19 protein-coding genes and 1 pseudogene are annotated in these 21,755 nt (G+C 68.8%); 9 read left to right on the top strand and 11 right to left on the bottom strand.

The features are described from left to right. The first annotated feature begins 61 nt into the window (after positions 1-61). Entirely contained in the window at positions 62-1,492 is a 1,431-nt protein-coding gene (locus ABN028_RS08115) for a sulfatase family protein (RefSeq protein ID WP_349328300.1), read from the top strand. A 69-nt stretch (positions 1,493-1,561) separates the two neighbouring features. Here ABN028_RS08115 and vanX read toward each other — a convergent pair whose 3' ends face one another. The 3 genes from vanX to vanH are packed head-to-tail and all read right to left on the bottom strand — an operon-like array spanning position 1,562 to position 4,231. Continuing rightward, the gene (vanX, locus tag ABN028_RS08110) at positions 1,562-2,242 is read right to left on the bottom strand and encodes a D-Ala-D-Ala dipeptidase VanX (RefSeq protein ID WP_349696157.1); all 681 of its coding nucleotides are present in this window, start codon (positions 2,240-2,242) and stop codon (positions 1,562-1,564) included. Continuing rightward, positions 2,239-3,279, bottom strand: a complete 1,041-nt coding sequence (gene vanA / locus ABN028_RS08105; protein ID WP_349696156.1) for a D-alanine--(R)-lactate ligase — start codon at positions 3,277-3,279, stop codon at positions 2,239-2,241. Before vanA ends, vanX begins: the two co-directional genes overlap by 4 nt. Next, positions 3,272-4,231 carry a D-lactate dehydrogenase VanH gene (gene vanH, locus ABN028_RS08100; RefSeq protein ID WP_349696202.1) on the bottom strand — a complete coding sequence of 320 codons (960 nt, stop codon included), beginning with the start codon at positions 4,229-4,231 and terminating at the stop codon, positions 3,272-3,274. The genes vanA and vanH overlap by 8 nt, the downstream gene beginning before the upstream one ends. 285 nt (positions 4,232-4,516) lie before the next feature. On the opposite strand from vanH, the gene ABN028_RS08095 reads away from it, so the two are divergent. Beyond that, positions 4,517-5,881 carry a UDP-N-acetylmuramoyl-tripeptide--D-alanyl-D-alanine ligase gene (locus ABN028_RS08095; RefSeq protein WP_349696155.1) on the top strand — a complete coding sequence of 455 codons (1,365 nt, stop codon included), beginning with the start codon at positions 4,517-4,519 and terminating at the stop codon, positions 5,879-5,881. Positions 5,882-5,900: 19 nt separating this feature from the next. On the opposite strand, the gene ABN028_RS08090 is transcribed toward ABN028_RS08095, so the two are convergent. From ABN028_RS08090 to ABN028_RS08080, 3 genes and pseudogenes are all read right to left on the bottom strand, one after another. Further along, complete coding sequence (locus tag ABN028_RS08090) at positions 5,901-6,473, bottom strand: VanZ family protein (protein WP_349696201.1); 573 nt, start codon at positions 6,471-6,473, stop codon at positions 5,901-5,903. Between the two features lie 73 nt (positions 6,474-6,546). Beyond that, positions 6,547-7,692 (bottom strand): annotated as a pseudogene (locus ABN028_RS08085) (lipid II:glycine glycyltransferase FemX). 32 nt (positions 7,693-7,724) lie between these two features. After that, on the bottom strand, positions 7,725-8,204 hold the full coding sequence (locus ABN028_RS08080; RefSeq protein WP_349696154.1) for a M15 family metallopeptidase: 480 nt from the start codon (positions 8,202-8,204) through the stop codon (positions 7,725-7,727). Between the two features lie 291 nt (positions 8,205-8,495). Here ABN028_RS08080 and ABN028_RS08075 point away from each other — a divergent pair, with 291 nt between their 5' ends. Further along, positions 8,496-9,377, top strand: coding sequence for a phosphoribosylaminoimidazolesuccinocarboxamide synthase (locus ABN028_RS08075; RefSeq protein ID WP_349696153.1), 882 nt, complete (start codon positions 8,496-8,498; stop codon positions 9,375-9,377). A gap of 131 nt (positions 9,378-9,508) precedes the next feature. Beyond that, positions 9,509-9,904: a RidA family protein gene (locus ABN028_RS08070; RefSeq protein WP_349328306.1), complete on the top strand. Its 396-nt coding sequence runs from the start codon at positions 9,509-9,511 to the stop codon at positions 9,902-9,904. A 72-nt stretch (positions 9,905-9,976) separates the two neighbouring features. Here the strand turns inward: ABN028_RS08070 and ABN028_RS08065 are convergent, their stop codons facing one another. Further along, on the bottom strand, positions 9,977-10,453 hold the full coding sequence (locus ABN028_RS08065; protein ID WP_349696152.1) for an RrF2 family transcriptional regulator: 477 nt from the start codon (positions 10,451-10,453) through the stop codon (positions 9,977-9,979). Between the two features lie 246 nt (positions 10,454-10,699). On the opposite strand from ABN028_RS08065, the gene purS reads away from it, so the two are divergent. From purS to purL, 3 genes are all read left to right on the top strand, one after another. Next, positions 10,700-10,963: a phosphoribosylformylglycinamidine synthase subunit PurS gene (gene purS / locus ABN028_RS08060; RefSeq protein ID WP_349328308.1), complete on the top strand. Its 264-nt coding sequence runs from the start codon at positions 10,700-10,702 to the stop codon at positions 10,961-10,963. 85 nt (positions 10,964-11,048) lie between these two features. Continuing rightward, complete coding sequence (purQ, locus tag ABN028_RS08055) at positions 11,049-11,735, top strand: phosphoribosylformylglycinamidine synthase subunit PurQ (protein WP_349696151.1); 687 nt, start codon at positions 11,049-11,051, stop codon at positions 11,733-11,735. A 316-nt stretch (positions 11,736-12,051) separates the two neighbouring features. Continuing rightward, positions 12,052-14,358, top strand: coding sequence for a phosphoribosylformylglycinamidine synthase subunit PurL (purL, locus tag ABN028_RS08050; RefSeq protein ID WP_349696200.1), 2,307 nt, complete (start codon positions 12,052-12,054; stop codon positions 14,356-14,358). Between the two features lie 136 nt (positions 14,359-14,494). Here the strand turns inward: purL and ABN028_RS08045 are convergent, their stop codons facing one another. Continuing rightward, a complete protein-coding gene (locus ABN028_RS08045) occupies positions 14,495-14,893 on the bottom strand; it encodes a hypothetical protein (RefSeq protein WP_349328310.1) in 399 nt (132 codons plus the stop codon). 28 nt (positions 14,894-14,921) lie between these two features. On the opposite strand from ABN028_RS08045, the gene ABN028_RS35295 reads away from it, so the two are divergent. Continuing rightward, positions 14,922-15,293 (top strand): nucleotidyltransferase domain-containing protein, encoded by a 372-nt coding sequence (locus ABN028_RS35295; RefSeq protein ID WP_502879170.1) that lies wholly within the window; start codon positions 14,922-14,924, stop codon positions 15,291-15,293. Between the two features lie 7 nt (positions 15,294-15,300). On the opposite strand, the gene ABN028_RS08040 is transcribed toward ABN028_RS35295, so the two are convergent. The 3 genes from ABN028_RS08040 to ABN028_RS08030 all read right to left on the bottom strand — a co-directional run bounded on the left by ABN028_RS08040 (position 15,301) and on the right by ABN028_RS08030 (position 17,850). Next, complete coding sequence (locus ABN028_RS08040) at positions 15,301-16,017, bottom strand: class F sortase (protein ID WP_349696150.1); 717 nt, start codon at positions 16,015-16,017, stop codon at positions 15,301-15,303. A 78-nt stretch (positions 16,018-16,095) separates the two neighbouring features. Continuing rightward, positions 16,096-16,914 (bottom strand): hypothetical protein, encoded by an 819-nt coding sequence (locus ABN028_RS08035; protein WP_349696149.1) that lies wholly within the window; start codon positions 16,912-16,914, stop codon positions 16,096-16,098. A 483-nt stretch (positions 16,915-17,397) separates the two neighbouring features. Continuing rightward, positions 17,398-17,850, bottom strand: a complete 453-nt coding sequence (locus ABN028_RS08030; protein WP_349328313.1) for a hypothetical protein — start codon at positions 17,848-17,850, stop codon at positions 17,398-17,400. 656 nt (positions 17,851-18,506) lie between these two features. Between ABN028_RS08030 and lon the strand changes: the two genes are divergently transcribed. Continuing rightward, the gene (lon, locus tag ABN028_RS08025; protein ID WP_349696148.1) at positions 18,507-20,963 is read left to right on the top strand and encodes an endopeptidase La; all 2,457 of its coding nucleotides are present in this window, start codon (positions 18,507-18,509) and stop codon (positions 20,961-20,963) included. The last annotated feature ends 792 nt before the right edge of the window (positions 20,964-21,755 follow it).

The raw sequence follows: 21,755 nt of genomic DNA, 5'->3' as shown, positions 1-21,755 counted from the left end.
GCGGTCACGTGCGCGGAGGTACCCCTGTCCTCGCGGTCGATCGGCGACCAGGATGGCTGGTATGGCAGCGACCCCACGGAAGCCGAACATCGTCCTGATCGTCTCCGACGACCACGGGTACGCCGACCGTGGCGCGCTCGGTATCGACCCCGACGTGCGTACGCCCTCCCTCGATCGGCTGGCCGCCGAAGGGGTCTCGTGCACGCAGGCGTACGTCACGGCACCGATCTGCAGCCCGTCCCGCGCCGGCCTGATCGGCGGGCAGTACCAGCAGCGGTGGGGCGCCCAGTGGTTCGACTCCAGTGCGTTTCCCGACCACCTGCCCTCGCTCGCCGAACGCCTCCGTGACGCCGGCTACGCGACCGGCTACCTCGGCAAGGTCCACTACGGGCGCGAGGACAAGGGCGACCGCGCATGTCCGCCACACCATGGGTTCGCCGAGAGCTACTACGGCCTTGCTGGCAAGCAGGTGGGCCGGCTCAACTACCTGCGCCATTCCCGCGCGGCCGTGGAGAGCTACGGGCCGGAAGCGTCCCGCACCATGGCGGTGCAACCTCTTCTTGACGGTGACGAGGAGTGCGAGCTGGAGGGCTTCCTCACCGCGGAGCTCGGCCGCCGAGCACGGGACTTCGTTACCAGGCACGAGGATGAGCCGTTCTTCCTGATGCTGGCGTTCAACGCCGTGCACAACTTCTGCTTCCAGCTGCCGGACGACGAGCTGGCCAGGCGCGGACTGGCGAAGTTCCCGGACTGGGATCCCGCGATCTCGTCGTACGTGGACTGGTACGACGGTGCGATCTCGCCCTACCTCCCGAACGGTCGGGCGTACTACCTCGCCCAGCTCGACCTCATGGACGCCCAGATCGGGCTGCTGCTCGACGAGCTCGGCCAGCGCGGACTCGCCGACGACACGCTCGTCGTCTACACCACCGACAACGGCGGTTCGATGTGCAACTTCGGTGTCAACACTCCCTTGCGCGGTACGAAGTACACGTTGTGGGAGGGCGGTATCCGCGTTCCCTACCTCGTGCGGTGGCCCGAGGGCGGCATCACGGGCGGGCGTACGAACGACGCACTGACCAGCACCCTCGATCTCTATCCCACGTTGCTGACCGCGGCCGGCGCACCCCCGGAAGGTTGGGCGCACACGGACGGACTCGACCAGCTGCCGGCGCTGCGCGGCGACACAACCAAGTCGTCAGGCGACGCCGGGGCAGCTGGGCACGAGGCGCTGCACTGGGACTGCGGCTTCCAGTGGGCCGTACGCCTCGGCGACTGGAAGCTCCACCACGCCTCGGCCGGCCCACACGCCGACGCTCTGCGGCGCGGCGAGCACACCGACATCGGTGTCGGCCAGCGGCTCACCCACCTGGGCGACGACATCGGCGAGACCACCGACCTCTCCGCCGAGCATCCGGAGATCGTCGAACGCCTCCGTGCCCGCCACGCGGCCTGGCGTACCGAGGTCGGGCTGGCCTCGCTTCCCACGTGAGGACGACGACCGAGTGATCGTGAAACAGCTGATTCAGGTACTCAGGGGAACGGCAGCCACGCTCCCCGCTCAGGATTGGTCGGCCGTTGTTCTCATGGGTGTGCCAGCCGCCTCTACATGCCTTCCCTTGTCGACGAGATCAGGAGTGATGGGAAAGTCGAAATAGGTGTCCGGATATGGTTCGTCCTTCAGTTCGTAGTGCCACCACTCGCGATCGTACGAATCGAATCCGCAGGCGCACATGATCGATCGAAGGTACTGACGATTTCTCGCCTCGGCCGGTGCGATCCCCGCTGCCCCGTGATGCGAGATCGAATCCATCAGATCATGATCACCACCCATGGGGACGAGGGTTCCCGTGGCGAGCCCAAAGAGCGTCAGGTCGACGGCGCCGCCGCGGCTGTGGCCCGACCTGGCGGCGACATATCCGTGGTCGAACAGCTCGGATCGGTCGATGTTCGGATGGTGCCTCGGTTTCGCCCGGCTGTCCTCCGGTTGCTTCGACCACCGCAGAAAGCAGTCCACGGCACGCTGTGGACGGTAACCATCCCAGAGAAGCAGGCCGAATCCGAGAGAGGCAGCCTTGTCACGCGCTGCCTCCAGGGCCGCACACAGGGTCCTTGTGCCGACGATTCGATTCGCCAGGTACCCGTCCACCGGCCTGCGGGTGAAGTTGTCCCAGGTAGCGTACTTGGCATCCCAGCGAATGCCGGATACGACCTCGTCGACGAAGACAAAGACGTCCTTCATCGCCCGGTTCCCGCCAAGGCCAACGCCACCAGCCGGTCGATCACGTCGGAAAGCGGCAACCCCGCGGCGGCCATCATCCTCGGATAACGACTGTAGGAGGTCATGCCCGGCAGCGTGTTGACCTCGTTGAGGACGACCTTCCCATCCCCTGTGAGGAACATGTCCACCCGCGCCAGTCCCCGGCAACCCAAGGCGCGATAGATGGCCTTGGCCGTCTCCCGAACACGCTCACGCACCTCGGCCGGAATGTCCGCGGGAACGATGAAGGTCGCGTTCTCGGATCCGCTTTCGGGATCATCCTCCTGATGGATCTTGAAGAAGCCATGAGAGAGCGAGACTCGGTCCACCTCACCTGTCGCCAGCTCCGAGTCGTTCCCCAGGACGGCACATCCGACCTCGCTGCCGACGACCGCCTCCTCGATCAACACCTTCGAGTCGAACTGTCGTGCGGTTTCCAGCGCACTCGGCAGTTCTTCCTTCCCCGAGACCTTGCTGACCCCGAAGGAGGATCCCGAACGGGCCGGCTTCACGAAGACGGGATAGCTGAGCCGGTCGGCATCGAGGTCGTCGTTCGTCGTGACGGTCCAGAACTTCGGCGTGGCGATTCCCGCGCTGCCGGCAACGATGTAGGCGAGGGACTTGTCCATGCAGACGGCGGAGCTCTGGACATCGCAGCCCACGTAGGGGAGGCCGGAGAGCTCGAGCAAGCCTTGGATCGCACCGTCTTCGCCGAGCTTGCCGTGTAGGACGGGCAGCACGACGTCCAGGCTGATCGTGGCGTACCGCCCCTGCTCCAGCACGAGCAGCCCAGGGACGCTCCGGTCCGGTGACAGCACAACCGAACGACAGTTGCCGTCCTCCCAGCCGCCGTCGGGGCCGTCGCAGAGCATCCAGGCACCGCGCTTCGTGATCCCGATGTAGAACGGTTCATACTTTGCGAGATCGAGGTTCTTGGCGACTTCTCGCGCAGACTTGACGGAGATGGGATGCTCCTCGAAACCGCCCCCGAAGATGATTCCGAGCTTCAACCTATCCATGCTGATTCCTGCTTTCGAATTCCAGGCAGTTGGTGAGGGAGTTTTCCACGGTGTCCCTCAGAGCGTGGTCCGTGTAATAGGCGGTGTGCGGACTGATGAGCACGTTCGGCAACTCCTGGAGTCGCAACAACGCCTTGCTCTCGATGGGTTTGCCTCGGCAGTCTGCGTAGAAGATTCCTTCCTCTCCTTCGAGCACATCCAACCCCGCACCGCCAAGTCGACCGCTTTCCAAGGCTTGAACCAGCGCCTCGGTGTCAAGAAGTGCCCCGCGTCCGGTATTGATGATGAACGCGCCGTGCTTCATCTGCTCGATACGTCGACGATCCAGGAGGTGGTGTGTTTCCGCAGTGAGCGGCGTATGGAGCGTCACCAGGTCGCTCAGCCGCAGCAGTTCATCGAGCGGTACGTAGTCGGCAGCGGTCTCGGGATGAGTGTCATGGGCCAGTATTCGACAGCCAAAACCCCGCAGCCTGTCCATGACCGCCGCGCCGATGCGTCCTGTTCCGATGACGCCGATCCTCAGATCGCGTAGTTCTCTCCCGCGTACACCGCTCAGTCGGTAGTCATGCGTATCCGTGCGGCGGACCATGGACTTTGCATGTCGCACCGCCATCAGCATCAGCATCAGCGTGTAGTCAGCCACGCTGTCGGGCGAGTAGGTGACGTTTTCCACAGAGACGCCGACGCTCGCCGCGTAGCCCACATCGATGTGGTTGTAGCCAATGCTTCGTGTCGAGATGTATGTGACGCCGACTCGGCTGAGTGCGAGAAGGGCGGAGTCCGTGACGTGAGTCTTGTGATCCACGCTGATGCACCGGTTTCCCAATGCCAGATCAATATTGGCCTCGGATACCGCTGCCTCGGTGATCTTCGGCATGACGCCGAGGCGAGGTGCCAACTCTCGGAACAGTACGGCCTCGTCCTGACCACATCCATAGATGGTGATCCCCATCTTCTGGCCGGCTGAGGAGGACGTGGACGCCAGCGATCGGGTGCGGCGGGCCGCTGTTCGTACTGGTTCGCTGTAGGTCATGCCAGCCAGTCAAGGCGGTGCGGTGTTGCCAGCACGTATCGAGTTTTCGATATGCCGACGATATGCCGCACCGCCTTGACTGGAAGGCATGACCTACAGCGACGCAGCCTCTTCCAACCGCTACCTCGTCAGCCTGCTCCCGATCTGTGTGATCTCGATCGGCCGGCTGTCGCTGCGCATCGCCGGCCCACGCGCCGTCCGGGCATGATCCCGCTCAGCCTCGGCGAGATCGCCGCGGTCGTCGGCGGGACGGTCGAGGGCGACGACGCCGTGACGGTGACCGCGCCGGCCGTGCTCGACGGCAGGCAGGCCGAGCCCGGCGGCCTCTTCGTCGCCTTCGCCGGCGAGTACGTCGACGGCCACGACTACGCCGGCCAGGCCGGCCGGGCGGGCGCGGTGGCCGTGCTCGGCTCCCGGCCAACGTCCCTGCCCACGGTCGTCGTCGCGGACACCCAGGCCGCGCTGCAGGCGCTCGCCGCCCACGTCGTGGCCCGGCTGCGCGACGGGCTGACCGTCGTCGGGGTGACCGGCTCCCAGGGCAAGACCAGCACGAAGGACCTCCTGGCGGCTGTACTGTCGAGCGCCGGGACGACGATCGCCACGATCGGCTCGCTCAACAACGAACTCGGCATGCCACTCACCATGCTGCGCGCCGACGCGGCCACCCGGTTCCTCGTCCTCGAGATGGGAGCCCGCCACATCGGCCAGATCGCCGCGCTCACTGGGCTGGTCTCGCCTGACATCGCCGTCGTCCTCAATGTCGGCCGGGCCCACGTCGGCAGATTCGGGTCGCGCGCGGCCATCGCCAGGGCCAAGGGCGAGCTTGTGCAGGGGCTGGCGCCCGGCGGCACCGCCGTCCTCAACGCCGACGATCCGCGGGTGGTCGCGATGCGTGCACTCACCGACGGCCCGGTGCTGACCTTCGGCCGGGCGGAGCACGCCGACGTGCGAGTGCTCGACCTGGCGCTGGACCGGCTCGCCCGGCCGTCCTTCGTGCTGCGGACCGCCGACACCTCGGCTCCCGTCGCGCTGCCGCTCGTGGGCGCCCACCAGGCGCTCAACGCGTCGGCCGCCGCTGCGGCGGGACAGGCGGCCGGCGTACCCCTCGGCATGGCCGCGGCGGCACTGGCCACCGTCTCGCTGTCGAAGTGGCGCCTGGAGCTACGCGACCTCCCGGGCGGCGCGACCCTGCTCAACGACTCCTTCAACGCCCACCCCGAATCGACCCTCGCTGGCCTGGACGCGCTGTCGGCGATCGAGGGCGGGCGCCGCATCGCCGTCCTCGGCGCGATGCTCGAACTCGGCGACGACAGCGAGGCCGAGCACCGCGCCGTCGGGGAGTACGCGGCCTCCCGGGCCGACGTGGTGGTCGCGGTCGGCGAGGCCGCCCAGCCGATCGCCGACGGCGCGGGAGAGCGGGCGGTGGCGCTGGCCGGCAACGACGCGGCCGTCGACTGGCTGCGCGACCACCTCGCCGCCGGCGATGTGGTGCTCGTCAAGGCGTCCCGCGGGGCGCGTCTCGACGAGGTTGCCGCCGCGCTGGCGGAGTTCGGCGGGGTGCGCAACTGACCCTGAGAGCGCCGACGGCTCAGGACCTCGGTACCGGAGCGGATCGAGGTCGGTCTGACGGCATGCCCGCTGAGGCGAGCCACCAGCGGCGCGACGCCAGTGCGGCCAGCCCGGCGCCGGCCGCGTTGAGCAGCACATCGTCCACCGAGGACACGCGGTCCAGCCGCAGGACGTACTGAGCGGTCTCGACCAGGACCGAGCAGCCCGCCGCGAACGCCAGGATCCGCGGTACCGACGTCAGCGCCGCGAACCGCAGGGGCGCGAAGAACCCCAGCGCGGCGAACACCAGCACGTTGCCGACGATCTGGCCCGTCGACATCGTGAGCAGGTCCCGCAGCGGTACCAGGCTCACCCGACCAGGGATGGCGCCGGCCCGGCTGCCCGGCAACATGGTCATCCATACCCACGGCACAGTCCCGTAGACGATGCCGACCTCGGCCAACGACGTGCGCCAGGCTGACGCCGACGTGGCGCCGCTGGCACTCCGCCCGCGTGCCAGAGCCCACACCGCCAGCGCGGCCATCGGCAGTACGAGCACCGTCAGGTAGGCCACGCCGGTGAACGTACCGACCCAGCTGTTCCACCCATGCATGGTCACGTTGCCTCCGCTTGCCCGACCGCGATATCCATCCCAGGTCGGAACGATTTGGGTAGGGAGATTCAGCTCATCGCCCGCGCCGCTTCAAGGACCCGCGCCGCCTCATGTAGAGGTCGAAGGCCCGGTAGACCATCGGCCGCAGCGGCAGGTCCCACTCGCCGACGTACCTCACCGCCTGACCGCCGGTGCCGACCTTGAACTGGATCAGCCCGACGTGCGGGTCGTCCGCGTCGAGGGTGGGCGTGATGCCGCGCAGGTCATAGACGTCGCAGCCAGCCGCCAACGAGTCGCGGATCATCGCCCACTGGCAGGCGTTGGAGCCGCGCACCTCGCGCTTTTCGGTGGAGGAGGCGCCGTAGGAGTACCACGCGTGGCCGCCGACGCGGACCAGGATGGCGGCAGCCACCAGGTCGCCCTGGTGGCGGGCCAGGTAGAGCGCGATCCGCTCGGGGTCCTCGGCGCTCATCGCCGCGAACATGGCCTCGAAGTAGCGCAGCGGCCGGGGCGTGAAGCGGTCGCGCTCGGCAGTGTGGACGTAGAGGTCGTGGAACGCCTTCAGGTCCTCGCCGACCGTCACCTCGACGCCCTCCTTGGCCGCCTTCTTGATGTTGCGGCGCCACAGCTGGTTCATGCCCGTGAGCAGGTCGTCCTCGGTCCTGCTCTGCCCGTCGGGATGGCGCAGTGGAAGCTCATACGTGAACTGCGGCTGCCCGGCCCCGAATCCGTCCTCCGGGTACTGCGGCAGCCAGCCGGCGTCCCTGAGCTGGCTGGTCACGCGAGCGCCGAGGGGGTCGGTCTACTGACTGGGCAGCTCGGTGAGCCGCTCGATGCCCGGGTCGGCGATGCCCTCCTTGACCTGGGCCGCGCTCCAGGTGTTCGTACGCACCGGCGGGCCGAGCCGGATCGCGAACGCGCCGTCTGCCTTGAGATGTGCCGCCAGCGGGTCGAGCCACGCGTCGATCTCGCCGGGCGAGTCGATGGCCGGGCCCTGGGGCAGGTAGGCCAGCGTGAAGCGCTCGAGCCGTGGCACCGGGCGGTGCAGGACGAGCCCGGCGCCGACCAACGTCCGGCCGGCGTACCAGCCGAGGGACTCGCTGCGCCACTCGGTCTTGACGCGGCCCCAGGCCGGGGTCTGCAGGAAGCTGACCGACCGCTGTTTTCGCACGAACGCCACATGCTCGGCGGCGCTGATCGGCCCGACGGTCAAACTCACGCCCGACACCGGCTCGATGCCGTGCGTGCTGGTCACTGCTGCATCCTTGGATCGTGCGTGGGGTCGGCGTACATGGGCGGGCAGCCGTGATCGATCGCTTCAGGGCGCAGTTCGTAGTGCCAGGGCTCGTTGCGGTAGATCTGGCACAGCCCGTACCCGGCGCCGTGCTTGGACAGCCACACCGCGGCGTCGGGGGGCCCGATGTCGACCGCGTCCCCGGACACGTGAGCAGACGTGTCGGGGGTGGCCACCCATCGAGCGGCTTCCTCCTCGGAGCCGTACTTGAGGACCGCCTCACGAAACAGCTGATTCTGGTAGTCAGTGGAACGCCAGCCGCTGTTGACGTAGAACGTGACGCCGTCGTCCGCGGCATCCGTCGCGGCTTGGCGGAGGGCACCGAGAAGATCCGAAGCGAGGTTGGCTACGCAGGAGTACTCGTCATCAAACACTGTCACGCCGTCGGGGACGGCACGGTCATCCTCGGGTGGCGTACCACGTGCGGCTCGAGTCATGCGACCAGTCAAGGCAGCGTGGTGTTGTCGGCACGTATGTGGTTTTCGATATGCCGGCGATATGGTCCGGCTCGTAACATCGAGTGTTGCCAGGGGACGCGTCGTGCGTGACGGGGGGCACTGCCGGTTACCGGGGGCGCGGCCGCTGACCGGAAGCGCCGCATTCGTCGGCCCCGGCGGGGGTCGGCGTCGTCCTCGTAGGACCTGCCCCGGCCACCTGGCTGAGCTGGTCGCTGGCGCAGTCGCGGACACAGGCGTCGGGCGGCCGGCGCGCTCTGCAAGGATCGGCGTATGAGCGAATCGGTGCCGGCCTTCGGCCTCCCGCACGTCTATTCGGGCAAGGTCCGCGACATCTACGAGGACCGCGGCGATCTGATCCTCGTCGCCTCCGACCGGATCTCGGTCTTCGACACCGTGCTGCCGACCCCGATCCCGGACAAGGGGCGGATCCTCACCGCTCTCTCGCTGTGGTGGTTCGAGCGTTTGGCAGACCTCGTACCCAACCACGTCATCTCCGCGACCGACGTCCCGTCCGCGTTCGCGGGCCGGGCGATCCGGTGCCGCCGCCTGGAGATGGTGCCGGTCGAGTGCGTCGCCCGCGGCTACCTCACCGGTTCAGGCCTGGCGGAGTACGAAAAGTCCGGCACGGTCTGCGGCGTCTCCCTCCCGGCCGGCCTCGTCAACGGATCCCAGCTGCCCGAGCCGATCTTCACTCCGACGACGAAGGCGCCCGTGGGTGAGCACGACACCGCCATGACGTACGACGAGGTGGTGGCCAAGGTCGGTGCCGACACCGCGGAGGAGTTGCGCCGGCTCACGGTCGAGGTCTACCGGCGGGGCGCCGCCCTCGCCGCCGAGCGGGGCATCATCATCGCCGACACCAAGATCGAGCTCGGGTTCGCCGGCCCCGACCGCAGCCTTGTCCTCGCCGACGAGGTGCTGACGCCGGACTCGTCGCGGTTCTGGCCGGCGGAGACGTGGCAGCCGGGGCGCGCGCAGTTCGCGTTCGACAAGCAGTACGTGCGGGACTGGGCGGCTTCAAGTGGTTGGAACAAGGAACCCCCCGCTCCGGAGATCCCGCCCCAGGTCGTCGAGGCGACCCGGGACCGCTACGTCGAGGCCTACGAACGACTTACCGGCGAAACCTGGAGCGGCGGCAGCCCTGCTGGATGAGGGGACCCGTCATCCGCTGCTGCTCACCGAACCGCCCCGCACGCCGCCTCATTCTGGATATGTACACTCCAGAATAGGCCACCCATCCGCCGGACCACGACACTCACACCGGAGAGAGGAACCCACAGCCGATGTCGCACACCCTGGTCAACCCTCCCGCCCTGCACGACCCGGTGCCGTTCGGCTACAGCCATGTGGCCAGCGTGTCCGGGCCCCTGGTCGTCGTCGCGGGGCAGTACGCGTCGGACGCCGACGGCCACGTCGTGTCGGACGACTTCGGCACCCAGGTGGACCGGTCGCTCGCCAACCTGGGCACCGCCCTCGACGCGGTCGACCTCGACTTCCGCCACGTCGTCCAGTTGCGGACCTACGTCGTGGATCTCGACGCCGACAAGCTCGGGATCCTGGTCGAGCGGCTCGAACGGATCTGGGGTGGGAACCCGCCCACGCAGACCCTCCTCGGCGTGGCTGGCCTCGCCCTTCCCGGCATGGCCTTCGAGGTCGACGCCCTCGCAGCCGGGACGTGAGTGTGCGCCGCTGACGGAAGCTTGGCGCGCGCTCAGACCTTCAAGCGTTCAGACGTTCAGGCGTTCAGGCGTTCAGGCACCCAGCAACCGCCTGGTGCGATCACGGACCGCGGGCGCCTTCCGTTCCACGTCGGTCTGTACGTCGGCAAGGGTCTGCCGGGCAAGTTCGCGACGCCAGGCGAGCTCCGCGGTCCCCACCGCGTGGGCTATCACGCAGGTGTCCGTGTAGTCGTCGGTGGGATCGCTTCCCGGCCCGCGACGACGGATCTCGGTACACCGGAAGGCCGGGTCGCGCCCCTCGATCGCGACCACCACGTCGAGCAGGGTGATCGCGTCGAGGTCGCGGGCCAGCTGGAAACCACCTCGGGGCCCGGACGTCGAGACCACGATCCCTGCCCGGGCCAGGGCCTGCAGCTGCTTGTTGAGGTACGCCGTCGGCAGTTCGTAGAACTCGGCCAGCCTCGCGGCAGTCACCCGGTGCTCGGGCCCGACCCAGGCCAGGTTCAGGCAGCTGTGGAGCGCCCACTCGACGCCCTCGCTCATCCGCATATCTGGAGCTTACGTATCCAGGACACATGGCTCGCCGACACCGGGCCGCCGGAGGGGCGCCGGACGGGTGGTGGTGGTGCCGGCGGGGCGGTGGGCGGCGGGGCACCTTGTGACTGGCTACCGACTCCTCCGCCGCGGGAACCCAGACGTTCGCCCGGGTGGCGCCGCACGGACCATCGGCCACGGCTCGATACGCTGGCGGCACGTCGTCTTGTCATGAGATCTGCAGGTGAGGAGCGTGCGACTGTGGCCAGGGTCGTCGTCGATGTGATGCCGAAACAGGCGATCCTCGACCCGCAGGGTCGGGCCGTCGTCGGAGCACTGGGCCGGCTGGGCTTCGCCGGCATCTCCGACGTACGCCAGGGCAAGCGGTTCGAACTCGAGGTCGAGGGCGAGCTCACCGAGGAGCGCCTTGCGGAGCTTCGACGGGCCGCCGAGACACTGCTCGCCAACACCGTGATCGAGGACTTCACGGTCCGGGTCGAGACGGTCGGTGCGGAGCCCGCATGAGCGCGAGGAGCCCCCACGGAGGTACGCCGAGGAACGAGGTGTGCCGGAGTGAGGCACCGCAGCGGTCATGCGAAAGGAGACCCGCATGAGCACTCGGGTCGGCGTCGTCACGTTCCCCGGTTCGCTCGACGACCGGGATGCCCGGCGGGCGGTGGAGATCGCGGGCGGCGAGGCCGTCGCGCTGTGGCACGCCGACACCGACCTCGGCGGCGCCGACGCGGTGGTGCTGCCGGGCGGCTTCTCCTACGGCGACTACCTGCGGTGCGGTGCGATCGCCCGCTTCGCCCCGATCATGACGCCGATCATCGAGGCCGCCCGGGACGGGCTGCCGGTGCTCGGCATCTGCAACGGCTTCCAGGTCCTGTGCGAGTCCCACCTGCTGCCGGGGGCGCTCGTCCGCAACGATCGCCGCAAGTTCGTCTGCCGCGACCAGCCGCTGCGGATCGAGAACGCCGGCACCGCGTGGACGTCGGCGTACTCGGCCGGCCAGGAGATCGTCATCCCGATCAAGAACGGCGAAGGTGGCTTCGTCGCCGACGAGGCGACGCTGGACCGAATCGAGGCCGGCGGCCAGGTCGTCGTCCGCTATGCCGGTGACAACCCCAACGGCTCCTACCGCGACATCGCCGGCATCTGCAACGAGGCGGGCAACGTCGTTGGCCTGATGCCGCATCCCGAGCACGCGGTCGAAGAGCTGTGTGGACCCACTACCGACGGCCTCGGGTTCTTCGCCTCGCTCCTGCGCCAGTTCGTACCCGCGACGTCTCCGTGACGACGATCGCGAGCCAGACCGCCGGCCAGCGCTCGATCGGCAACCCCCTGCTCCAGCCCTCTCCCCGTGATCATGATCGTGATCATGAAGCGTTTCGGGGCGTATGGACCCGCTTTCTTTCATGATCATGAAGGACCTTCCTCGACGCCATGCCAGCCAGAACCCGCGGGACACCGAGGCGGTCGAAGCAGTCACTCTCCGCAGGAAGGCGAGCCGGAACGGGACGCCCCGAGGCGGGAGGAGCGGTTCTGGATAGCGTGGGGCCTGTCGTACGCGCCCCATCGCCCCTCGTCCGGACGGAGTGCCCCAGGTGACTGTGACCGTCGACACCGTGAAGTACGCCGCGGACAACCCGGACCTCGAACAGCCGTATCGCGAGCTCGGTCTGAAAGACGAGGAGTACGCGCGGATCCGCGAGATCCTCGGCCGCCGCCCGACGAGTTGCGAGCTGGCGATGTACTCCGTCATGTGGAGCGAGCACTGCTCCTACAAGTCGAGCAAGGTGCACCTGCGCAAGTTCGGCGAACTGCCTACCGAGACGAGTCTCGGCAAACTTCTCGCCGGCATCGGGGAGCAGGCCGGTGTCGTCGACGTCGGCCAGGGCTACGCGGTGACGTTCAAGATCGAGTCGCACAACCACCCGAGCTACGTCGAGCCCTACCAGGGTGCGGCCACCGGCGTCGGCGGGATCGTCCGCGACATTCTCGCGATGGGCGCGCGCCCGGTCGCGGTGATGGACAGCCTGCGCTTCGGCCCCGCTGAGGCGCCCGACACCCACCGCGTCCTGCCCGGCGTGGTCGCGGGCGTCGGTGGTTACGGCAACTGCCTTGGCCTGCCCAACGTGGGTGGCGAGGTGGTCTTCGATCCGTCGTACGCCGGAAATCCGCTGGTCAACGCGCTCTGCGTCGGAGTGCTGAAGCACGAGGACCTGCACCTCGCCAAGGCTTCCGGCGTCGGTAACCAGGTGATCCTCTACGGCGCCAAGACCGGCGGCGACGGCATCGGTGGAGTGTCGGTGCTCGCGAGCGAGACGTTCGACGTGGCCTCGGGCGACGGCACCAGCGGCCCTGCCAAGCGGCCGAGTGTCCAGGTCGGCGACCCGTTCATGGAGAAGCTGCTGATCGAGTGCACGCTCGAGCTCTTCGCCGAGGACGTCGTCGTCGGCATCCAGGACCTCGGCGGCGCCGGCCTGTCCTGCGCGACGTCCGAGCTGGCGTCGGCCGGTGAGGGCGGGATGCGGGTCTGGCTCGACCGCGTACCCCTCCGCGACTCCTCGCTCGCTCCCGAGGAGATCCTCATGAGCGAGTCGCAGGAACGCATGATGGCCGTGGTGGCGCCCGGCGACGTCGAGAAGTTCCTCGCGATCTGCGCCAAGTGGGACGTGCCCGCCACGGTGATCGGCGAGGTCGAGGACACCGGCCGGCTGACCGTCGAATGGCAGGGCCACACGGTCGTCGACGTACCCCCACGGACGGTCGCGCACGAGGGTCCCGTCTACGAACGCCCGGTACTCCGCCCGCTCTGGCAGGACGACCTGCAGGCCGACGGCCCCGACGTCCTCGCCCGGCCGGTCCTCGAGGAGGACATCCGCGCGGTCCTGCTCCAGCTGGTGGCCTCGGCCAACCTCAGCGACCGGTCGTGGGTCACCGACCAGTACGACCGCTACGTCCTCGGCAACACCGTCCTCGCCCAGCCCGAGGACGCCGGCATGATCCGGGTCAGCGAGGACACGTCCCTCGGGGTCGCGCTCGCCACCGACTGCAACGGGCGCTACGCCAAGCTCGACCCCTACGCGGGTACGCAGCTCGCGCTCGCGGAGGCCTACCGCAACGTCGCCGCCACTGGCGCCCGGCCCCTTGCGGTGACCGACTGCCTCAACTTCGGCTCGCCGGAGGACCCGGGCGTCATGTGGCAGTTCGCGCAGGCGACGGAGGGTCTCGCCGACGGCTGCCGCACGCTCGGGCTGCCCGTCACCGGCGGCAACGTGAGCTTCTACAACCAGACCGGCGAGCAGGCGATCCTGCCGACCCCGGTGGTCGGGGTGCTCGGCGTGATCGACGACGTGGCTACGCGCGTGCGGCACGGCTGGCGCACGCCCGGCGCCGAGATCTACCTGCTGGGCACGACGCGGGAAGAGTTCGGCGGGTCCGAATGGGCCCACGTCGTCCACGGGCATCTCGGCGGCACACCGCCGACGGTGGACCTCGACGCCGAACGCGCCCTCGCCGACGTCCTCATCGAGGCCGGTCGGGCCGGTGTCGTCGAGGCGGCGCACGACCTGTCCGACGGCGGGCTCGCCCAGGCGGTCGTGGAGTCCTGCCTGTCCTCGGGCCTCGGCGCGCGACTCACCCTCCCGGCGGAGCTGGGTCCGTTCGTGGCGTTGTTCAGCGAGTCCTCGGCCCGCGCGGTTGTCGCCGTACGTACGCAGGACAAGGAACGGTTCGCCGACCTGTGCGCGGCCCGGGGCGTGCCGTCGACCCTGATCGGGGTCGTGGAGGCGGGCGGTGACGACGCCGCGCTCGTGGTCGGCGACGGCGGGACCGGCGCGCGGTTCCATGTCTCGCTGGCCGAGCTGCGGGCGGCGTGGTCCGGGACGCTACCCGCGCTCTACGAGCAGAGCTGAACCGCCTGCCTTGTTCCCGTTCGGGCCGATGCCCTCCAAGTGGCGGCCGCCAAGCGGGCGGGATGCTGGCGGTTGGCGGGCGGATGCTGGCGAGCCGGCACCCCGGACCTGCGTCGATCCAGAAGGCGTAACGGGCTCAGCCGAGGTCAGGGCCGGAGAAGAGCCAGCGGACGAGGAGTAGCAGCAGGCCGACGATGATCACGACGGCCGGGAGCGCCTGGAGGAGACCCGGCCACCGCCGAGCACCGCAGGAACGCATGATGGCGACGACCCCGCAGCTCATGACAAACACGGTGACGGCGGCAGGAAAGATGATCATCAACGAGATCATGAAGTACCAACTGCCGGCCCGCACGGGGTCGACACCGGGCACGCTGAAGAAGTCGAAACCGACGGCGCCGAGGGTGACGGCGAGGAGCGCACCGACGAGAATCATGGCCCACAGGTAGCCGCGCCCGCCCTTCGGAATGGGCGGCGGCAGCGGACTGAGAGTGCCGGCGCTGTGACTTGACGATGAGGTGGCATTGCCTGGCATGGAGTTCCTTCCCCGGTTCGGCACTTAGATGGTAATGCCGAACGTGGACAGTGGACCGGATCAGTCGCCGGTGGATCACGGCGGCCGACCTTCTGGAGGCGTACGAGACGCCATGGCGGTCAGGCGGCAGCCCGAGACGCTGAGGGACCTGCGCAGACGCGATGCCCTGGCGTCGCGCATGTGCGCCTTGCTGCGGCGGGACCAGCGGGTCGTTGCTGTCGAAGCGTACGGAAGTCTGGCAGCTGGCCGCGCCGACCGCTACTCAGATATCGACCTCGTGGTCCCGGTCGACGGTGCCGGCGGTGCCGGCGGTGCGGGTTGGGGCAGATGCTGGACCTGTGTGTGGCGGGGCACGGCCAGCGTGGGGCGCCCTGCGAGGCGGTGTACGAGCGCTGCGTGAGGCACCGCTAGCCGGGCGGAGCGTAGTCACGCAGGAGGCGTTCCCACCCGGTGGCCGGTGTGCGGTGCCAGGAGATCATGTGGGCGTACACGATGATGTTGTCTGACCAGCCGGTCTTCTTGTCGAAGCTGCCACCGCAGGTGATCAACCGGAGTTCGGATCGGTCACTCGGTGCGTAGATCTGATCCGCCGGGAACTGGTTTTTGGGCTGGATCGACGCCCCGTCGACACGGTAGACGACCGCAATGCCATCGCGGCGGGTGACCGTGACGGTCTCGCCGCGACGCACGGCCCCGAGGTCGTAGAAGACAGCGGCGCCGCTGTACCTGGAGTCCAGGTGGCCCACGATCACGGTGCGGCCAGGTTGACCGGGGGTGGCGCCGGGCGTGTACCAGCCGGCAAGATGCGGCTTGTTCGCCGGCGGTACGTCGATGGCACCGTTGCTCGCAGTACCGACCCCACCGAGCGGCGCGGAGACGCCGATCGAGGGAATGTCCAGGCGTGTCGGCGCTGATCGTGAGTCCAGCAGTGCCGGCGACGGACTGGACGCAGGAGCCTGCGCCTGCTCCCGCGCCTGGGACGCGGCCGACGTCGGCCGGTCGCGCTTAGGTACTGCGGACGCCGCCTCCGGCTGCGGTGGCGGTGTGGTCGTGACCGGTATGGGCGGTGGCGCAGGTCGCCCGAGAGTGTCCGCCGCAACCATGCCGAAGCCACTGATCGCCATGAGCACGAGCAAAACCATGGCGGTCCCCCGCCCCCAATGCTGGGGGCGGAGGACCAGCCGCAGATTCGACCGCACTTGTTACGCCTCGGCCGTGCCGTGGCCACGCCGGCGAAGCAGCATGACGCTTCCGGCGGTCAACGCCAGACCGAGCATCCCAGCGCCGGCCATTGCCGTCGGACCCACACCGCCGGAAGCCGACGCTGACGCGCCGTCTCCGGTATTGGGCCCAGTGCTGGACAGCGACGGGCTCACCTCACGAGGCTCGTTAGCGGCCTCGTTGCTTTCCGGCAGCGGCGTGAGCTTCTCGAACTCCTCGCAGCGTGGATCGCCGTTCGGCAGCTCGCCATTCGGGTCGAACGGGAACTCGGCGTTATCCGGGTTCACGGTGCAGACCGTCTGCCAAACCCTTTGCGCTGCGTTGTTCACGGCGTCCTTCACCGAGTGACCATCGGTGACGATCGTGACGTGGAGAGAGTTACCCTGAACCGCGACCGTCGCGCAGATCACGTTCTCGGGAATAGGTGTGGGCTCGGTGTCTGCCGTTTCGACAAACTGAATCCACGGGTCGACACTGCCTGCTCCTCTGTTTTCCTTCCATATCCACAGCTGTCCCTTCTCAGGGACGTAGGCGAGGATTTTGTCGTTGCCTTGAAAGGTGGAGTCGATACAGAGAGCCTTGTTCTTCTTCTTGTGGTCCTTCCCGCCATCGTGCGGCGTACCATCCGCGGCGAACGACCGAGCGGCGCTGCCCGGGTCGATGGCGGTGGCAACGCTCGCCGATGCTGGCGCCGACAGAGCCGCCAGCCCGCCGAGCACCACCGCCGCGCCGATGTGAACGCCTACGGTCCTGCGGTTGATCAGGCTGCGTAGCAACCTGCCCAATGGTGACTTGATCACCCGACTTCCTCCCAACGTGATACGTGGTAGATGCCTTCACCACAATGACGAAATCCGGTCTTCTGCCACGCCGAAAGGTTTGACAATCGGATCTACGTCGCAATGGTGTCCGCCTTGAACTACCCAGCCATTGCCGAACATCACTTGTGGCCAAGTTCGACAAAGAGCGCAAAGAGAATTGGGCGACGATCAGGGCGGCCACAGATCAGCTGGGAGGAATGCCGCATCTCTGGCGGGTGCGACCAATTCACATTTCTGGAATCCGGCGCTTAACCGGCGGAGGTAAGGGCGTATTTTCACCGCTCTTGAGGACCATCCGGGCGGCCTTCAACTGATCCCGAACACACGCTTTGGGTGTCACGGTGCGAACGGTCGCCAAGAATCAGGCAGGCCCGCCTCCGGGCCGATTCCTGACGTTCCGAAGAATCCAGAGTCCCCGATCGTGAGACCACGACAATCGGAAGTACACCCACAAAGCGTCATCTAGAGGCCGACCGCGGCGACAGCGCCCGAAACGGCCAGGACGGTGGTCGCCGCCAGTGCGCCCTGAGCCGCGCCGGTCCAGCGCCGAGCAGGGCTGAGTTGCAGGAGCAGGACGACCAGCCACGCGACACCGGTCGCGAGCGCCGCGAACGGCGCCGACATGAACGCGAGCAGCACAGCCCCGTCGCGCTGGGTGAGCGTGCAGCCGAATCCGAGGCCTTCGCACTGGCCGCCCCCCACCTGATCTCTCGGCCAGGACCACGCGAGCAGGGCGAGGATCGCCAGGACATACGGACCGAGGGTGAAGACGGTGGACCACGCCAGACCGCCGCCGGCGGACGCTCCGGCGTTCGACCCCTGACCGGACGGACCCTGACCGGACGGGCGCTGCACGGTCGAGCCCCTGCCCCTCCCCTCGAGGCCTGCCGGGACCGGCCGTTGTTCGATGTCCATCGGGCAAGAGTGGCGGAGGACCGGTCGAGGGACATCCGTACGGATACTCAGGTCGTACTCAGCACTACTGCGCAAAGAGGACCCCGGGCCGCACCGGTCAGCACGGGGAGCAGCGGCGGGGCGCCGACGCTAGGAGCCCTCCGTCGCCACATTTCGGTCGGGTCCGACGTGCGTCTCATCGGCCATGGCCGGCGAACTGATCAGGAGGGTTGCCACAACGGCGATTGCGACAGGGCCGGAACGCCACACCTGGCGGCAGGCGGCGAGCCGGGCCGGGTGGCCTTCGCCCTTTTCCGGGGCAGCGATGTGCAGGTGGTTCATCGTGGACCTCCAGATCCCTTCGTTTGCACGTGGCAATGCACCAGGGGGAAGGGCCGAGGCCGGGCCCTTCCCCCGTCGTGGCTGCGCACGGGACCCGAACGGGTGGGGGACCCGTGGTCACCGCGGCAGAACGTCAGTGGTCGCCGGAGGGACAGGAGGCGGCGACCACCCGACATCGGTCACCAGGCTTGTGCGGAGCGGGTGACCAGGAATGACGCTAGCGGCCGGACGGGTTACTGCGTGGAGACGCGGCGAGCATCTGTGGACAACGTTCCCATCTCATTTCTTCGACGCATGCGGGAATGCATGTAAGCGTGTAATCAGTTGAGATGGACATGACCACGCTGACACTCCCCCTGCTCTTCCTGGCCGACACCGTCGTCCTTCCCGGCATGGTCGTGCCCGTGGAGCTCGACGGTGACCGCCAGGCCGCCGTCGACGCGGCCCGGCTCGCCGCCCGTGACACCACGCCGGCCGGTGCCTCACGTCCAGACTCTTCGTACGAATCCGGCAGGTCGTACGAATCGAACGGATCCGGCAAGCGCGACACGACCGATGAGACGCCCAGGGTCCTCGTCGTACCCCGCCTCGACGGGAAGTACGGCGCGGTCGGCGCCATCGCCGAGATCGCCCAGGTCGGCCGCCTTCCCACCGGCGAACCGGCCGTCGCCCTCCGCGCCACCGGGCGCGCGAAGGTCGGCGTCGGCGTCAACGGACCCGGCGCGGCCCTGTGGGTCGAGGCCGAGGTTCTCGACGTCCCCACGCCAGATGACGCGACCCGCGAGCTGGCCCGGGAGTACAAGTCCGTCCTGGTCTCGATCCTCACCGCCCGCGACGCCTGGCAGGTCGTCGACGCCGTCCAGCGGATGAACGACCCGAGCGAGCTCGCCGACGCGGCCGGCTACGCCTCGTGGCTCGAGACCGACAAGAAGGTCCAGCTCCTCGAGACCCCCGACACCCGCGAGCGCCTCACGCTGCTCCTCGAATGGGCCCGCGCCCATCTGGCCGAGCTGGAGGTCACGGAGAAGATCCGCGACGAGGTGCGGGACACGATGGACAAGACCCAGCGGGAGTACGTCCTGCGCCAGCAGCTCGCGGCCATCCGCAAGGAGCTCGGTGAGGACGACCCCGAGGGCGCCGACGACTACCGGTCGCGCGTCGAGGCCGCCGACCTGCCGGAGAAGGTCCGCGAAGCCGCGCTCCGCGAGGTCGACAAGCTGGAACGCACCTCCGAACAGTCACCGGAGGTCGGCTGGATCCGTACCTGGCTCGACACGATCCTCGACCTTCCGTGGAACGTACGTACGGACGACACCACGGACATCACCGGCGCCCGTGAGGTGCTGGACGCCGACCACGCCGGCCTCGACGACGTGAAGGACCGGATCGTGGAGTACCTCGCCGTGCGTTCGCGGCGGGCGACCCGCGGGCTGCAGGCCGTCGGGGGCCGGGGCTCCGGTGCCGTCCTGGCGCTGGTCGGCCCGCCCGGCGTCGGCAAGACCTCGCTGGGCGAGTCGGTGGCGCACGCGCTCGGGCGGAAGTTCGTCCGGGTGGCGCTCGGCGGTGTGCGCGACGAGGCCGAGATCCGCGGTCACCGGCGTACGTACGTCGGCGCGATGGCCGGACGTATCGTCCGCGCCATCAAGGAGGCCGGTTCGATGAACCCGGTCGTCCTGCTCGACGAGGTGGACAAGGTCGGCTCCGACTTCCGGGGCGACCCCGCGGCCGCCCTGCTCGAGGTGCTCGACCCCGCGCAGAACCACACGTTCCGTGACCACTACCTCGAGGTCGAGCTGGACCTGTCCGACGTCCTGTTCCTCGCCACCGCGAACGTCGCCGACACCATCCCGCCAGCGCTGCTGGACCGGATGGAGCTCGTCGCGCTCGACGGGTACACCGAGGACGAGAAGGTCGCCATCGCCCGGGACCACCTGCTGCCGCAGGCACTCGACCGGGCCGCGCTGTCTGCCGACGACGTGGCGGTGGAGGACTCCGCCCTTCGGACGGTCGCGGCCGACTACACCCGGGAGGCCGGGGTCCGCGGGCTCGAACGCGCGATCGCGAAGATCCTCCGCAAGGTCGCGACCGCCCTGGCCACCGATCGCGCGAGCGCACCGGTCCGCGTGGGCGCCGACGAGGTGAAGGTCTACCTCGGCAAGCCGAGGTTCCTGCCCGAGTCGGCCCGCGACGGCTCGACCCCGGGTGTCGCGACCGGGCTCGCGGTGACGGGTGCCGGCGGTGACGTGCTGTACGTCGAGGCCGCCACGATGGCGGGCGAGCCGGGTCTCACGTTGACCGGCCAGCTGGGCGATGTGATGAAGGAGTCGGCCCAGATCGCCGTGTCGTACCTGCGGGCGCAGGGCGCCGGACTCGGCGTACCGACCGACGCGCTCGCCGACCACCGTGTCCACGTGCACGTGCCCGCGGGTGCTGTACCCAAGGACGGCCCGTCGGCCGGCGTGACGATGACGGCGGCGCTGGCGTCGATGCTGTCCGGACGGCCGGTACGCCCGGAGGTCGGCATGACCGGCGAGGTTTCGCTGACCGGACGGGTGCTACCGATCGGCGGCGTCAAGCAGAAGTTGCTGGCCGCGCACCGGGCCGGACTCACCGAGGTGATCGTGCCGCGTAAGAACGAGCCCGACCTCGACGACGTGCCGGAAGGCGTCCTCGCCGACCTCACCGTGCATCTCGTCGACGACGCCGCCGAAGTCGTCCGCCTCGCGCTCCGGGACAGTTCCGAGCTGGCGCCGGGAACGGGCGAACAGGTCGGGACCGGCAAGGCCGCTTAGGTCCCTGCCCACCGGGCCGGAGGCCGCCCACGCCCTGCCGCCGGGTCAACGAGAGCCGTCGCCACCTTGCCTGTGTGCGGGGTGGCGACGGCTCTCGCGCACGCTGGCGCTCACCGCCGACGGCCCGGGGAGCTTCACGCGAGGCGAAGCCGACCCCGGGCCGAAACGAGTACCCACATCCAGCCCCCCGGCCGTACGTCCGGACGCGGAACCCGGCCGAGGTGATGGAGGGACGCTTACCACCACGGCACGGCGGCCACCGGATTCCCTTTGGCCTGGGTGGCCGTCGGGCGACCAGGAACCGGTGGACCTGTGATGAGCGACGCGCCCCCTCAGGTGACGGCAGCAGGCCGCCGGTGGGTGCCGGCGGCGGGCTGCTGCTTCGTCCGCCGCGTCGCTCATGTCAGCGAGTTTCGCGTCCATCGCCGTGCGCCCGAATCCGCTGGCGTACTCAACATCGACACCGCACGCGTACTCGGTGGGCCGCGAGCGCGACCACCGACTCCGACCGGCCCTCTCGCCGTCGCCGAGGACACAGCCGTCCCGCCTTGGCCTAGGCACGTGCGAGATTGGCGGCACCTGCCGCGTGGGACCGCCGTCGGCCCGGGCGAGCACGCGCGAGGCGAAGCCCGGCCCGGGCCGAACTCGGATCCGTACGCCCGCAAACCCCCGTCGTCTTCCAGCGCGGGCGGACCCGGCCGCGGTGGTGGAGGAAGAAGGAACCACCCCGGCTTGGCGGCCACCGGTTCCGTCGGCCTGTACGGCCGTAGGGCAAACTGGAACCGGCGGTCT

The organism is Actinopolymorpha sp. B17G11 (genome assembly GCF_040196095.1).
Taxonomy (GTDB): domain Bacteria; phylum Actinomycetota; class Actinomycetes; order Propionibacteriales; family Actinopolymorphaceae; genus Thermasporomyces.
Note: the sequence above shows the minus strand (reverse complement) of the source record. Positions and strands in the feature narration are given on the sequence as shown.

What these genes read in the sequence shown, in the direction of transcription:
- vanA (WP_349696156.1), bottom strand. Translation starts at nt 3,279, where the DNA reads ATGGATAGGTTGAAGCTCGGAATCATCTTCGGGGGCGGTTTCGAGGAG.
- purQ (WP_349696151.1), top strand. Translation starts at nt 11,049, where the DNA reads ATGAGCACTCGGGTCGGCGTCGTCACGTTCCCCGGTTCGCTCGACGAC.
- ABN028_RS08045 (WP_349328310.1), bottom strand. Translation starts at nt 14,893, where the DNA reads ATGCCAGGCAATGCCACCTCATCGTCAAGTCACAGCGCCGGCACTCTC.
- ABN028_RS08075 (WP_349696153.1), top strand. Translation starts at nt 8,496, where the DNA reads ATGAGCGAATCGGTGCCGGCCTTCGGCCTCCCGCACGTCTATTCGGGC.
- vanH (WP_349696202.1), bottom strand. Translation starts at nt 4,231, where the DNA reads ATGGGGATCACCATCTATGGATGTGGTCAGGACGAGGCCGTACTGTTC.
- ABN028_RS08030 (WP_349328313.1), bottom strand. Translation starts at nt 17,850, where the DNA reads ATGGACATCGAACAACGGCCGGTCCCGGCAGGCCTCGAGGGGAGGGGC.
- ABN028_RS08070 (WP_349328306.1), top strand. Translation starts at nt 9,509, where the DNA reads ATGTCGCACACCCTGGTCAACCCTCCCGCCCTGCACGACCCGGTGCCG.
- ABN028_RS35295 (WP_502879170.1), top strand. Translation starts at nt 14,922, where the DNA reads ATGGTAATGCCGAACGTGGACAGTGGACCGGATCAGTCGCCGGTGGAT.
- ABN028_RS08065 (WP_349696152.1), bottom strand. Translation starts at nt 10,453, where the DNA reads ATGCGGATGAGCGAGGGCGTCGAGTGGGCGCTCCACAGCTGCCTGAAC.
- vanX (WP_349696157.1), bottom strand. Translation starts at nt 2,242, where the DNA reads ATGAAGGACGTCTTTGTCTTCGTCGACGAGGTCGTATCCGGCATTCGC.
- ABN028_RS08080 (WP_349696154.1), bottom strand. Translation starts at nt 8,204, where the DNA reads ATGACTCGAGCCGCACGTGGTACGCCACCCGAGGATGACCGTGCCGTC.
- ABN028_RS08040 (WP_349696150.1), bottom strand. Translation starts at nt 16,017, where the DNA reads ATGGCGATCAGTGGCTTCGGCATGGTTGCGGCGGACACTCTCGGGCGA.
- ABN028_RS08115 (WP_349328300.1), top strand. Translation starts at nt 62, where the DNA reads ATGGCAGCGACCCCACGGAAGCCGAACATCGTCCTGATCGTCTCCGAC.
- lon (WP_349696148.1), top strand. Translation starts at nt 18,507, where the DNA reads ATGACCACGCTGACACTCCCCCTGCTCTTCCTGGCCGACACCGTCGTC.
- ABN028_RS08090 (WP_349696201.1), bottom strand. Translation starts at nt 6,473, where the DNA reads ATGCATGGGTGGAACAGCTGGGTCGGTACGTTCACCGGCGTGGCCTAC.
- ABN028_RS08095 (WP_349696155.1), top strand. Translation starts at nt 4,517, where the DNA reads ATGATCCCGCTCAGCCTCGGCGAGATCGCCGCGGTCGTCGGCGGGACG.